Raw genomic sequence first — 12,461 nt, forward strand, 5'->3', positions numbered from 1 at the left:
CCCCCCCCCCCCCCGCACCCCGCCCGGCCCCTGACAGTTTCCTGCGGACGCCAACCACGGAAGAAAGATCAAAAGTTGATTCGGCGGGTGCAGGGTGCAGGGCGCAGCCCTGCATCAAACCCCCAACCCTCACTTTTTCAGGAAGTTGTCCACCAGCAGATGCTTCACGTCGTCGATGCGACCGCTCAGTACCGCCTTGGCCGCATACAACGCCGTGCCTGCCACCTGCTTGGCCTCGATCTGCGGCGGCATCACCAGCTCCGCGCGACTGGTGTGTACATCCAGCAGCGCCGGCCCACGCTGGGCCAGGAAATCCTGCACCGCTTCTTCCAGGTCCTCGCTGCGGGTCACCGTGCGGCCATGGAAGCCGATCACCTCGGCCAACCGCCCGAAATCCGGATTCTTCAGGTCGGTGTAGTTGTCCAGCAGCCCTTCCACCTTCTGCTCCAGCTCGACGAAATTCAGCGAGCCGTTGTTGAACACCACCACCTTGATCGGAAGATTCTCCTGCACCGCGGTCAGCAGGTCGCCCAGCAACATCGCCAACCCACCATCGCCGGACAACGAAATCACCTGCCGCCCCGGGAAGGCCTTCTGCAGACCCAGCGCCTGCGGCATCGCGTTCGCCATCGTGCCGTGCAGCAGGCTGGTCAGCGTGCGGCGCCGGCCATTCACCCGGATGTGCCGCAGCACCCACACCATCGGCGAGCCACCATCCGCGGTGAACAGCGCATCGTCGGTAGCGTACTTCGACAGCAGCGCGGTCAGGTGCTGCGGATGGATCAGTTCGCCTTCGCCGGGTTGTTCCTCCTGCTCGCGCTTCTTCAGCGCCTTGTCGCGGTGCTCGATGCATTCGTCCAGGAAACTGCTGTCTTCGCGCGGGGGCAGCATCGGCAGCAGCGCGTCCAGCGTCGGTGCGATATCACCGACCACGCCCAGGTTCACCGGATGGCGGCGACCGAGGTGGCTGCCGTCGCGGTCGACCTGGATGATCGTGGCCTTGTCCGGATAGAACTGGCCCCAGGCGAAATCCGCGCCGAGCAGCAGCAGCGTGTCGCACTCCATCAACGTGTGGAACCCGGATTCGATGCCGAAGACTCCGGTCATGCCCATGTTGTACGGGTTGTCCGGTTCGACGAAGTCCTTCGCACGCGATGTGTGYGCCACCGGTGCCTGCAGGCGCCGCGCCAGTTCCAGCAGCTGCGCATGTGCCCCCTGGCAACCGGCGCCGGCATAGATGCCGATGCGCTTGCCCTGCCCCAGCAGTTCGGCGATGTGCTGCAGCTCGGCCTCGGAGGGGCGCAGCACCGGCTGGGTGTAATGCACCGAGAACGGCACATCGTGCTTCACTTCCGCTTCGCTGATGTCGGCCGGCAGGATCACCACCGCCACACCGCGGCGGCTGATCGCCGCCTGGCAGGCCAGCGCCACCACGCGCCGTGCCTGGGCCGGGCTGTGCACCTGCTCGCAGAACACGGTGCAGCTGCCGTACACCGCCTTGAAATCCACTTCCTGCGGGAACTCCATGCCCAGTTCGCTGGTGACCACCTGGCTGGCGATCAGCACCATCGGCGCGCGGTTGCGGTTGCTCTCGAAGATGCCGTTGATGAAGTGCAGACCGCCAGGACCGCACGAACCCGCGCAGGCGGTCAGCTGGCCACTGATCAATGAATCGGCACCGGCCGCGAACGCCGCGACCTCTTCATGGCGGACATGCACCCACTCGATCTCACTGCGATGCAGTGCGTCGGTGACATGGTTCAGGGTGTCGCCGACGATGCCATAACAACGGCGGACGCCCGCCTGCTGCAGGGTATCGACGACGATCTCGGCAACGCGCTTGCTCATGGGACTACAGCCTTGCAAGGGGGAACCCCGAGGCTAGTCCCGGTGAAGTGATGCTCCCGTGGGCAAGAGGCCGATCGCCTTGTCGTGCAAACTCCGGGCAGGGCTGCCGTCAATCGTTGACGTTGATCCACCCCGTCACCGCGCCGCGCTTCGGGTTGCGATAACGCAGCTTCACCCAACCATCCTGCTCATCCAGCATCTCCACGCGATCACCCTGCACCAGGTAGCGCTGCGTGCTGGACGCACCGGGATGATCGAACAGGAACAGGCGCGCAGGCAGCACGCTCGCCATCAGCCCCACCAGCGGCGCACCGCTTGCTGGTGCGCCGAGCCCGTCGCCGATGGCGCTTTCCAGCACCTTGCCGGAGGGATCGTAGGTACGCCACACCGCCAGTGGCCCCTGGTTCTCGGTCTCTTCCCAGTGCAGCGCCCGGTTCAGCGTATCGCCCAGCATCAACACGCTCTCACCGCGGTACAGATAGAGCTGCGGTCCGTTGAAGCGATACACGTCGGTGTACCACATCGGCCCGCTGCGGCAGCTGGCGGTCAGCGTGCGCGTGGCGGCGTCGGCGGTAAGGCCCATCAGGTCACCGCACTGGTCGTTTCCATGGGTCACCGCCTTCAGTGCGCGGAACTCACCGCTGCCCACGTCGAAGCGATAGACCGCAACGGCCTCATTGACCATGCCCACCGCCGCGCGCGCAACCAGCTCGGGACGCCCGTCGAAATCGAGGTCCTCTGCGCTCAGGCGCGAATGTCCCTCGGCGTCCGGCGCGCCAGGCAGGCGCTGCCGTTTCCCTGCCGGCTGCAGGAGCACGGCTAGCATGCCGTCCTCCTGTACCTCCACCGACGCCTGCACGCCCGCYGCCGGCGAAAACCGCAGCAGGCCCCGGTCCTCGTCCTGCGCCTGTGCCGCCGGCGCCAACAGACCGGCCAGCATCACCGCCATCAGCACTTCCCTGGGTGCCATCGTCATTCCCTGCAGCGCCACAGTGGCGCGTCCAGGTCAGAACGATACGTCAACCGCCTGCCGCGACCACAGCACCGACTGGTGTTTGGTCTGCTGCTTCCACGCCAGACGGATCGCTTCGATGTCGGCGCGGCGCTGCGGGCTGTCCTCGTGCAGCACCACCAGCACCTTGGTGCGCAGGCGGTTCGGGGAGGCATCGCCACGGAACAGCCACTGGCCGTAGGCATCGAACACGGTCAGGCCGTCCGGGAAGCGCGGCGTCACTTCCTTGTCCAGGAACGCGCGCCACTGCGCATCACTGATGGTGTCGGCCTGCGGGCGGTCACCGGCGCCCTGCTCTTCGCCCACGCCGAAATAAAGCTCGCTGCGCACCCAGCCGTGGCCGCTGGACGGACGCGCGGCGTCGCCCTGCAGGTCGGCGGTGGTGGCATAGGCGCTGGGCGCCTTGGAGGACAGGCTGGCGCAGCCACTGGTGGCCAGCAGCACGGCGAAGACAAGGCCAAGGTGTTTCATCGGGAACAGCACTCCGGGAAGGGAAAAAAGCACGACGAAGGGGCACGGAGGGTACACCTGCGCCTCGGTTGCGGCTGCAACCAATGCCCTCATGCCGGCAAGGCATGAAGTAATGCAATGGGAGACGGGACTTGCATCGCACCGCCTCCTCACGCCAAGATAATATATCGCTTCATCCGGATGGATGTAAGTGAAACTATCTCCCCCCCTTCCCCACGTTGTTGCTGCTGGAGTCCGCATGTCCCCCCGCCTGTCCGCGTCGCCGCTCGGCCTCGCCATCGCGCTCGCCCTGTCCCCCGCCCTGGCTTCGGCCCAGGACGCCGCCACCAACCTGGACACGGTGATCGTCACCGGCACCCGCGCCGCCGACCGCACCGTGCTTGAATCCACCTCGCCGGTGGACGTGCTGACCGCCGAGGACATCCGCAAGGCCGGCGTGGTCAATGGCGAGCTGGGCAGCGCCCTGCAGGCCCTGCTGCCCTCGTTCAACTTCCCCCGCCAGTCCAACTCCGGCGGCGCCGACCACGTGCGCGCCGCGCAGCTGCGCGGGCTGTCGCCGGACCAGGTRCTGGTGCTGGTSAACGGCAAGCGCCGCCACMRCASCGCGCTGGTCAACACCGACAGCAAGATCGGCAAGGGCACCACGCCGGTSGACTTCAACGCMATYCCGRTCAGCGCSATCAAGCGCATCGAAGTRCTGCGCGAYGGCGCCGGYGCGCTGTACGGSTCYGACGCSGTGGCCGGSGTSATCAACGTGATCCTCGACAACGGCGGCGACGGCGGCGAGATCGAAGCCAGCTACGGCGCCAACCACACCGACCTCAAGCCGATCGGCCGCACCCTCACCGACGGCCAGACGGGCAACCTCAGTGCCAAGGTCGGCACCTCGCTGGGCGAAGACGGCGGCTTCCTGCGCGTCGGCCTGGAATACAAGAAGCGCAACGGCACCAACCGCGCCGGCTTCGACCAGATTCCGCCGTGGGACCAGACCGAGGCCAATCTTGCACTGCAGGGCAAGCGCAACTACGTGCTCGGCGATGGCGCCAGCAAGGACATCAATCTGTGGCTGAACACCGAGATTCCGGTGGGCAAGACCGCGACGTTCTATGCGTTCGGTACCTTCAACCAGCGTGATACCGAAGGCGCGAACTACTTCCGCTATCCCGATGGCGATGCCAACTGGAAGGAGGTCTACCCCAATGGCTACCGGCCGATCTCCGAAGGCGAGAACCGCGATGTGCAGGCGGTGGCCGGTATCCGTGGGCAGTGGGGTGAATGGAGTTATGACGGCAGCCTGGATTACGGCCAGAACGACTTCACCTATCGTCTGCGCGATTCGCTGAATGCCTCGCTGGGCCCGACCAGCCCGACCCGCTTCAAGACCGCGGACTACGAGTACGCGCAGACCGTGGGCAACTTCGACCTGAGCCGCGTGTTCTCGCAGAGCGACAGCATCAGCCACACCCTGGGCCTGGGCGCCGAAGCCCGCCACGAGCGCTACCAGACCCGTCCAGGCGACCCGGCCAGCTACGCCGCCGGCCCGTACACCGATCGTCCGACCGGCTCGCAGGCAGGCGGTGGCCTGACTCCGCAGGACGCGGCGACCTTGTCGCGCGATGTGGCCAGCGTCTACGCCAGCCTGTCCAGCCAGTTCGGCGAAAAATTCTCCACCGACCTGGCCGCGCGCTACGAGCACAGCGATGACTTCGGCGGCGAACTGACCGGCAAGCTCGGACTGCGCTACGAGTTCACCCCGGCATTCGCCCTGCGCGGCGCGATCTCCAACAATTTCCGCGCACCGTCGCTGGCGCAGATCGGCTACGAATCCACCTCCACCGGTTACAACGCCGGCGGCCAGCTGGTGCAGGGCCGCCTGCTCTCGGTCAACAACCCCATCGCCCGTGGCCTGGGTGCGCAGGACCTGAAGCCGGAGAAGTCGCTGAACACCTCGCTCGGCTTCACCAGCCGCATCGGCGAGCACTTCGACCTGTCGCTGGACTTCTTCCAGATCGACATCGACGACCGCATCGCACTGTCCGAGAGCATCACCGGCGATGCGCTGACCGATTACGTGGCCACCAACTACGGCGTCGGCGGCCTGCAGAGCGCCAGCTTCTTCGTCAACGCCGCCGACACGCGCACCCGCGGCGCCGAGCTGGTGAGCAACTGGCGGCAGTCGCTGGGCGATGGCCAGCTGCTGTTGACCGGCACCTACGCCTACACCAAGACCACGCTGAAGAACGTGCTGGCCACACCGGCGCAGCTGCAGGCGCTGGACCCGGACTACGTGCTGTTCGGCATCGAAGAGACCAATACGCTGACCGACGCCACCCCGCGCACCCGTGGCAGTTTCTCAGCCGCTTGGAGCAACGACCACTGGTCGCTGAGCAGCCGGGTGAACCGCTACGGCAGCGCGACCCGCGTATTCAACTTCGGTGATGGCTACATTCCCCGCCAGACCTACCAGGCCGAGTGGCAGCTGGATGCGGAAGTGGAATACCGCATCACCCCGCAGTGGAGCGTGGCCATCGGTGGGCAGAACCTGACCGACAACTACCCGGATCGCTCCAACGAGGACATCCACTACTTCGGCAACCTGCCCTACGACGTGCTGTCGCCGATCGGCAGCAACGGTGCGTACTACTACGGTCGCGTGCGCTACACGTTCTGATTGCTGCGAACAACGTGCCGACCAACGGTCGGCACCCACCGGGACGCGATGGCTCGCTGCGGGTGGGTGCGCCGGCACCCATCGGGTGGGTGCGGACCGTTGGTCCGCACCAGCCGTAGCCTGACCTCGACCCCGCGTACACGCCGCCGCTGGCATGGTGGTCGCCATGGCTGAACCGCTCCCCCTGCGTCCGCCACCTCCATTGCTGGACGACGCCTGCGCGTTGTTCCTCGATGTGGATGGCACCTTGATCGAATTCGCTGCACGCCCCGACGCCGTGCAGCTTCTCCCCGATGTGCGTGAAGCCATCGGCCGCATCAGCGATCGCCTGGAAGGTGCGGTGGCACTGGTCAGTGGTCGCCCGCTTGAACAGCTGGACCAGTTGTTCGCGCCGCTCAAGCTTCCCGCTGCGGGCCTGCATGGCCACGAACTGCGTGCGCAGGACGGGCACGTGATACGCGATGAGCATGGTGACGACACCGCCGACTGGCTGCATGCGCTTCATCAACAAGCCATGCGTTTCGCCCATGGCCACCCCGGCGTGCTGGTCGAGAACAAGGGCGTAGGCCTGGCCCTGCACTGGCGTGGCGCGCCGCATGCAGCCAACGATGTGCGCGCCTTCGCCGAGCGCCATGTTCGCGGCCGTGCCAGCTATCGCCTGCAGCCGGGCGACCATGTCGTCGAATTCGTCCCGGTGGCTACCAACAAAGGCCGAGCCGTACGTCGGCTGATGCAGTACCTGCCGTTCCGTGGTCGTCTGCCGGTGTTCCTCGGCGATGACCTGACCGATGAATTCGGCTTCGATGCGGCCAATGGCCTGCATGGCTGGAGCGTGCTGATCGGCGAACGTGAACCCAGCGCGGCGGTGTTCGCGCTGCCCGACATACGCAGCGTGCACGCCTGGCTGCGTGAGAATGCGTATTGACCCCGGCCCCCACGGCCGCAACCGAGATGTACCGCGTGATGACCCAACCCGATCTTGATCTGGGCGTGGTCGGCAACGGCAGCTTCGGCGCCTTGGTCGACAAACACGCCCGTGTTGTATGGAGTTGCCTGCCGACCTTCGACGGCGACCCGACCTTCTGTGCCCTGCTCAGCCCCAACCAGCAGACCGGCGGCGACTTCGCCATCGAGCTGGAGGACTTCGCCGGCAGCGAACAGGAATACCTCACCAATACCGCGATCCTGCGCACCGTGCTGCGCGATGCGCATGGCGGCGCGCTGGAAATCCTCGATTTCGCCCCGCGCTGGCGCCAGAACGACCGTTTCTACCGGCCGGTCAGCCTCATTCGCCAGGTGCGACCGTTGTCCGGCAGCCCGCGCATCGTGATCCGCGCACGACCTCTGACCGACTGGGGCGCGCGCGTGCCCGAGTCCACCTGGGGCAGCAACCACGTGCGCTGGATCCTGCCCGAGCATGTGCTGCGCCTGACCACCGACGTTCCTGTGCGCTTCGTGCGTGATGGCCTGCCGTTCGTGCTCAACCATCCCATCCACCTGATTCTGGGCGTGGATGAATCGCTCAACCGCTCCATCAGCGGCTACGTGCAGGAAGCCTTCCAGCGCACCCGCGACTACTGGCGCGAATGGGTGCGGTACCTGTCCATCCCGCTGGAATGGCAGGACGCGGTGATCCGCAGTGCGATCACCCTCAAACTCTGCCAGTACGAGGACAGCGGCGCGATCATCGCGGCGATGACCACCTCGATTCCGGAAGCGCCCGGCAGCGTGCGCAACTGGGACTACCGCTACTGCTGGCTGYGCGATGCCGCCTTCGTGGTGCGCGCGTTGAACCGTCTGGGCGCCACCCGCACGATGGAGCAGTTCCTCGGCTACATCTTCAACCTGGCCACCACCGACGGCACCCTGCAGCCGCTGTACGGCATCGGCTTCGAAGCCAAGCTGGACGAGGACGAAGTGCCCAGCCTGTCCGGCTACCGCGGCATGGGCCCGGTGCGGCGCGGCAACCTGGCCTGGGTGCAGCGCCAGCACGATGTATACGGCAGCGTGGTGCTGGCCTCCACCCAGCTGTTCTTCGACCGTCGCCTGCAGGATCCGGGTGACAGCCACACCTTTGCCCGGCTCGAACCGCTGGGTGAACAGGCGTTCGCACTGCACGACGTGCCCGATGCCGGCCTGTGGGAATTCCGCGGCCGCACCGAAGTGCATACCTACACCAGCGCGATGTGCTGGGCGGCGTGTGATCGCCTGTGCAAGATCGCCGTGCGCCTGAAGCGTGATGACCGTGCACAGTACTGGCGCGAGCGTGCCGATACCATCCACGCACGCATCATGGAAAAAGCCTGGAGCGAGGAGCTCGGCCACTTCACCGATACCTTCGATGGCCATCGCCTTGATGCCTCGTTGCTGCTGCTGGCCGACATCGGCTTCATCGACGCCAACGACGCACGCTTCGTCGCCACCGTCGAGGCCATCGGCCGCGACCTCAAGCACGGCAACGCGCTGTACCGTTACATCGCGCCGGATGATTTCGGCGAACCGGAAACCAGCTTTACCATCTGCACGTTCTGGTACATCGATGCGCTCGCTGCAATCGGCCGCATGGATGAGGCGCGCGACATGTTCGAATCACTGTTGCAGCAACGCAACCATCTGGGCCTGTTGTCGGAGGACCTTGCCTTCGACGGTGGTGAAGCCTGGGGCAACTTCCCGCAGACCTACTCGCATGTCGGCCTGATCACTGCGGCGATGCGCCTGTCGCGGTCCTGGCAGGAGGCTTCATGAGCCGTCTTGTCATCGTATCCAACCGCGTGGCTGTGCCCGGCGAGAACCGTGCCGGTGGCCTCGCCGTGGGCCTGCTGGCGGCGCTGAAGGAACGCGGCGGATTGTGGTTCGGCTGGAGTGGCAAGAGCGTGCGCGAGGCCAGTGGCGCGCTGCACGAGCAGCGCGATGGTGACATCCAGTACGTCACCATGGACCTGGCCAAGCGCGATGTGGACGGTTACTACAACGGCTTCGCCAATCGCACGCTGTGGCCACTGCTGCACTTCCGCCTGGACCTGGTCGACTACGACCGCGGCACCCGCGAGACCTACCACAGGGTCAATGCACTGTTCGCCGACAAGCTGGCGCCGCTGCTGCGCGAAGACGACATCGTCTGGATCCACGACTATCACCTGATTCCGCTCGGCGCGATGCTGCGCGAGCGCGGCATCGGCTGCCGCATCGGCTTCTTCCTGCACATCCCGATGCCCTCGGCCGACCTGCTGCAGGCCATGCCCGACCATCTGCGGCTGTTCTCGGCGCTGTATGCCTATGACCTGGTCGGCTTCCAGACCCAGCGCGATGCCGATCGCTTCCAGACCTACCTGCGTCTGTTCGGCGGTGGCCGGGTACTGGAAAACGGCAAGCTCGAAGCGCCCGGTGGACGTCACTTCCGAGCCGCGGCGTTCCCCATCGGCATCGACACCGAGCTGATCGCCCGCCAGGCCAGCACCGCAGCCAGCAAGGCGGCCGTGAAGAACCTGCGCAGCAGCCTGCGCGACCGCCAGCTCGCCATCGGCGTGGATCGCCTGGACTATTCCAAAGGCCTGCCCGAACGGTTCCTCGGCTTCGAACGCTACCTGCAGCGCCATCCCGACCAGCGCGGCTCGCTCACGTACCTGCAGATCGCACCGGTCTCGCGCGGCGATGTCACCGAATACCGGCAACTGCGCAGCCAGCTGGAGCAGATCGCCGGCCACATCAATGGTGGCCACGCCGAGCCGGAYTGGACACCGCTGCGCTACGTCAACCAGAACTTCACCCACGCCACSCTGACCGGCTTCTAYCGTGCCGCCGCTGTCGGCCTGGTGACCCCGCTGCGCGATGGCATGAACCTGGTCGCCAAGGAATACGTTGCCTCGCAGGACCCGGAAGATCCCGGCGTGCTGGTGCTGTCCCTGCTGGCCGGCGCCGCCGATGAAATGAAGCAGGCGCTGCTGGTCAACCCGCACGATCTGGACGGCGTGGCCGATGCCATCGCCACTGCGGCGACGATGTCGCTGCACCGGCGCAAGGAACGTTGGCACGCGATGATGGAACACCTGCGCACCTACGACATCAACCACTGGCGCCGCAGCTACCTCGAAGCCTTGGAAGGTTGACCGCCCACGGGCATGGCCCGGCGCTACATTGATCCGGGCACGGGGTAGCGCCGGGCCACGCCCGGCGGCGCTTAATCGAGGAACCGCGCGGCTTGTTCCGGGGTGGGCAGGTAGCAAGTGTCATGGCGCCCGAACCAGCGATAGCGGTTGCGTGCCAATATGCGGTAGGCCCCGTCGCGCCAGCGGCGTGGCAGCACGCGCAGTACGGCCGCCAGGCGCCAGCCACCACCCAGTGCCGCCAGCACGCGCAGGATCGCATCGGTATCGGTCCACGCGCCCTGCCCGTCCAACAGCAGGAACGAGGTCGGGTCGTGCGCGTCCAGGCCATGCGCGCGCAACATCGCGCTGCCCTGCGCGCCCTGCATCGCCGCGAAGCGAAAGCGTTCCTGCCGGTCGAACCGCAGCAGGAAACGCACCCAGCGGCTGCACAACGCGCAGACGCCATCGAAGACGATCACGCCGCCAGGTTCTGCCCCCGCAGCGCGATCCCCGCGCATCAGTCCATCCACACCAGCGTCGCCATCCGGCCAGTGCGGCGGTCGCGACGGTGCGAGTACAGATCCGCATCGGCCATGGTCGAGACCGTGCCGCCGTGGATGTTGCCCAGCTCCATGCCCGCGGCCTGCAGGCGCTGTCGCGCCAGCGCGAACAGATCCACTTTCCAGTGACCGGGGCGGGTCGCCACGAAGGCCGCCGCAGCGGCCGCGTCGTGGCCGACGAAGGCGTGGTACACCTCTTCGCCGATCTCGTAGTCGGCCGGTCCCGCTGCCGGGCCCAGCCACGCGCGCAGCTGCGCCGGTGGCGTCTGCATGGCGGCCACGGTGGCCTCCAGCATGCCGTCGGCCAGGCCACGCCAACCGGCATGGGCGGCGCCCACCTCGCTGCCATCGACAGCGGCGAACACCACCGGCAGGCAGTCCGCGGTGAGGATCGCCAGCACAACGCCGGGCACCGAGGTCACCGCGGCATCGGCCACCGGTTCGCTGGCGCCCTCCACCGGCGGCGCGCCGAAACGCAGCACGGTGCTGCTGTGCACCTGGCGCAGCCAATGCGGCGCCGATGGCAGTGCCAAGCCCTGCTGCAGCAGCTGCCGGTTGTGCTCGACGTTGGCCGGGGTGTCACCGTCGGCCGCATGCCGGTTGCCCAGGTTGAACTGGGCGAACGGCGCTGGCGAGATACCCGCGCCATGCCGGCGCGTGGTCAGTGCATGCACGCCCGGGGGCGCCGGCCAATCAGCCTGCAGCAGCGGCAGCGGCAGCGCGGTAGTCATTACCAGCGGTCCCGCTCACGCTCGGCGAAGGCCGCGCTGTCTTCGCGCAGCACCTTCATCAGGTGCAGCATGTCGGCCGGCGCCGGCGCCGTGTTGCGCACCGGCTCACCACTGATCGGATGCACGAACTCCAGGGTCTCTGCATGCAGGGCCTGGCGCTTGAAGCCGCGCAGCGCGGCCACCAGCTCGTCGCTGGCCCCCTTGGGCAGCTTCAGCGCACCGCCGTACAGCTGATCGCCCACGATCGGATGACGCAGGTGCGCCATGTGCACGCGGATCTGGTGGGTACGCCCGGTTTCCAGGCGGCATTCCAGCGCGGTATGCGCACGGAAGCGCTCGCGCAGGCGGTAATGGGTCACCGCTTCCTTGCCATCCTCGCGCACGCCCATCTTCAGGCGGTCGCGCGGGTGGCGATCGATTGGCGCATCTGCGGTACCACCGGCCACCAGCGCGCCCATCACCACGGCCAGGTACTGGCGGTGCACGTCACGGGCGGCCAGCTGCTCGACCAGTGCGGTCTGCGCTTCCAGCGTGCGGGCCACGACCATCACGCCGCTGGTGTCCTTGTCCAGGCGATGCACGATGCCCGCGCGCGGCAGCACCGCCACCGACGGGTCGCGGTACAGCAGCGCATTGACCAGAGTACCGCTGTGGTTGCCGGCACCGGGGTGCACGACCAGGCCGACCGGCTTGTTGATCACCAGCAGGTGCTCGTCCTCGAACAGCACGTCCAGCGGGATGTCTTCCGGCTCGGCGCTGGTCTGGGTTTCCAGCACCACCTGCAGGGTGACCACCTCGCCGCCGCGCAGCGCGTCGCGCGGGCGTGCCTGCGCGCCGTCCAGCAGGACGTCGCCGGCCTTGATCCACTCGGTCAGGCGGGAGCGGGAGTATTCGGGGAACAGCTCGGCCACGACCGCGTCGAAACGGCGGCCGGCGGAGGTGTCGGGGACAATGGCCTGGCGGGCCGATTCGGAGGGTTGTTCAGACATGGCAGGGGGCATCTTCGAAATTTTGGGGTCCCGGCGAGCCGGTTTCAGTCGCTGGACAGGACACTAGGCTATCATCGACCCTTCGTATTCCAGC

10 protein-coding genes are annotated in these 12,461 nt (G+C 66.9%); 4 read left to right on the forward strand and 6 right to left on the reverse strand.

Translation table 11 applies throughout. The features are described 5' to 3' along the window. Positions 1–129: 129 nt before the first annotated feature. The 3 genes from AC1DJN_RS03515 to AC1DJN_RS03525 all read right to left on the reverse strand — a co-directional run bounded on the left by AC1DJN_RS03515 (position 130) and on the right by AC1DJN_RS03525 (position 3,331). Positions 130–1,848 carry a thiamine pyrophosphate-dependent enzyme gene (locus AC1DJN_RS03515; RefSeq protein WP_025874311.1) on the reverse strand — a complete coding sequence of 573 codons (1,719 nt, stop codon included), beginning with the start codon at positions 1,846–1,848 and terminating at the stop codon, positions 130–132. 109 nt (positions 1,849–1,957) lie between these two features. Then, complete coding sequence (locus tag AC1DJN_RS03520) at positions 1,958–2,818, reverse strand: SH3 domain-containing protein (RefSeq protein ID WP_442251802.1); 861 nt, start codon at positions 2,816–2,818, stop codon at positions 1,958–1,960. A 36-nt stretch (positions 2,819–2,854) separates the two neighbouring features. Then, complete coding sequence (locus AC1DJN_RS03525; RefSeq protein ID WP_025874309.1) at positions 2,855–3,331, reverse strand: DUF3574 domain-containing protein; 477 nt, start codon at positions 3,329–3,331, stop codon at positions 2,855–2,857. A gap of 238 nt (positions 3,332–3,569) precedes the next feature. Between AC1DJN_RS03525 and AC1DJN_RS03530 the strand changes: the two genes are divergently transcribed. The 4 genes from AC1DJN_RS03530 (at position 3,570) to otsA (ending at position 10,108) form a co-directional block, all read left to right on the forward strand. Next, the gene (locus AC1DJN_RS03530; RefSeq protein WP_478038881.1) at positions 3,570–6,002 is read left to right on the forward strand and encodes a TonB-dependent receptor plug domain-containing protein; all 2,433 of its coding nucleotides are present in this window, start codon (positions 3,570–3,572) and stop codon (positions 6,000–6,002) included. A 166-nt stretch (positions 6,003–6,168) separates the two neighbouring features. Beyond that, positions 6,169–6,927, forward strand: a complete 759-nt coding sequence (gene otsB / locus AC1DJN_RS03535) for a trehalose-phosphatase (RefSeq protein WP_032975220.1) — start codon at positions 6,169–6,171, stop codon at positions 6,925–6,927. Positions 6,928–6,965: 38 nt separating this feature from the next. Then, positions 6,966–8,747, forward strand: coding sequence for a glycoside hydrolase family 15 protein (locus AC1DJN_RS03540; protein WP_478038882.1), 1,782 nt, complete (start codon positions 6,966–6,968; stop codon positions 8,745–8,747). Continuing rightward, positions 8,744–10,108, forward strand: coding sequence for an alpha,alpha-trehalose-phosphate synthase (UDP-forming) (gene otsA, locus AC1DJN_RS03545; RefSeq protein ID WP_032975160.1), 1,365 nt, complete (start codon positions 8,744–8,746; stop codon positions 10,106–10,108). The genes AC1DJN_RS03540 and otsA overlap by 4 nt, the downstream gene beginning before the upstream one ends. 71 nt (positions 10,109–10,179) lie before the next feature. Here the strand turns inward: otsA and AC1DJN_RS03550 are convergent, their stop codons facing one another. The 3 genes from AC1DJN_RS03550 to rluD are packed head-to-tail and all read right to left on the reverse strand — an operon-like array spanning position 10,180 to position 12,367. Beyond that, the gene (locus AC1DJN_RS03550) at positions 10,180–10,605 is read right to left on the reverse strand and encodes a thiol-disulfide oxidoreductase DCC family protein (protein ID WP_442251805.1); all 426 of its coding nucleotides are present in this window, start codon (positions 10,603–10,605) and stop codon (positions 10,180–10,182) included. Beyond that, entirely contained in the window at positions 10,605–11,378 is a 774-nt protein-coding gene (pgeF, locus tag AC1DJN_RS03555) for a peptidoglycan editing factor PgeF (protein WP_442251806.1), read from the reverse strand. Before pgeF ends, AC1DJN_RS03550 begins: the two co-directional genes overlap by 1 nt. Beyond that, positions 11,378–12,367 carry a 23S rRNA pseudouridine(1911/1915/1917) synthase RluD gene (gene rluD / locus AC1DJN_RS03560; protein WP_049469884.1) on the reverse strand — a complete coding sequence of 330 codons (990 nt, stop codon included), beginning with the start codon at positions 12,365–12,367 and terminating at the stop codon, positions 11,378–11,380. Before rluD ends, pgeF begins: the two co-directional genes overlap by 1 nt. Between the last annotated feature and the right edge of the window lie 94 nt (positions 12,368–12,461).

It is taken from the genome of Stenotrophomonas sp. 05L414_2, assembly GCF_056397905.1.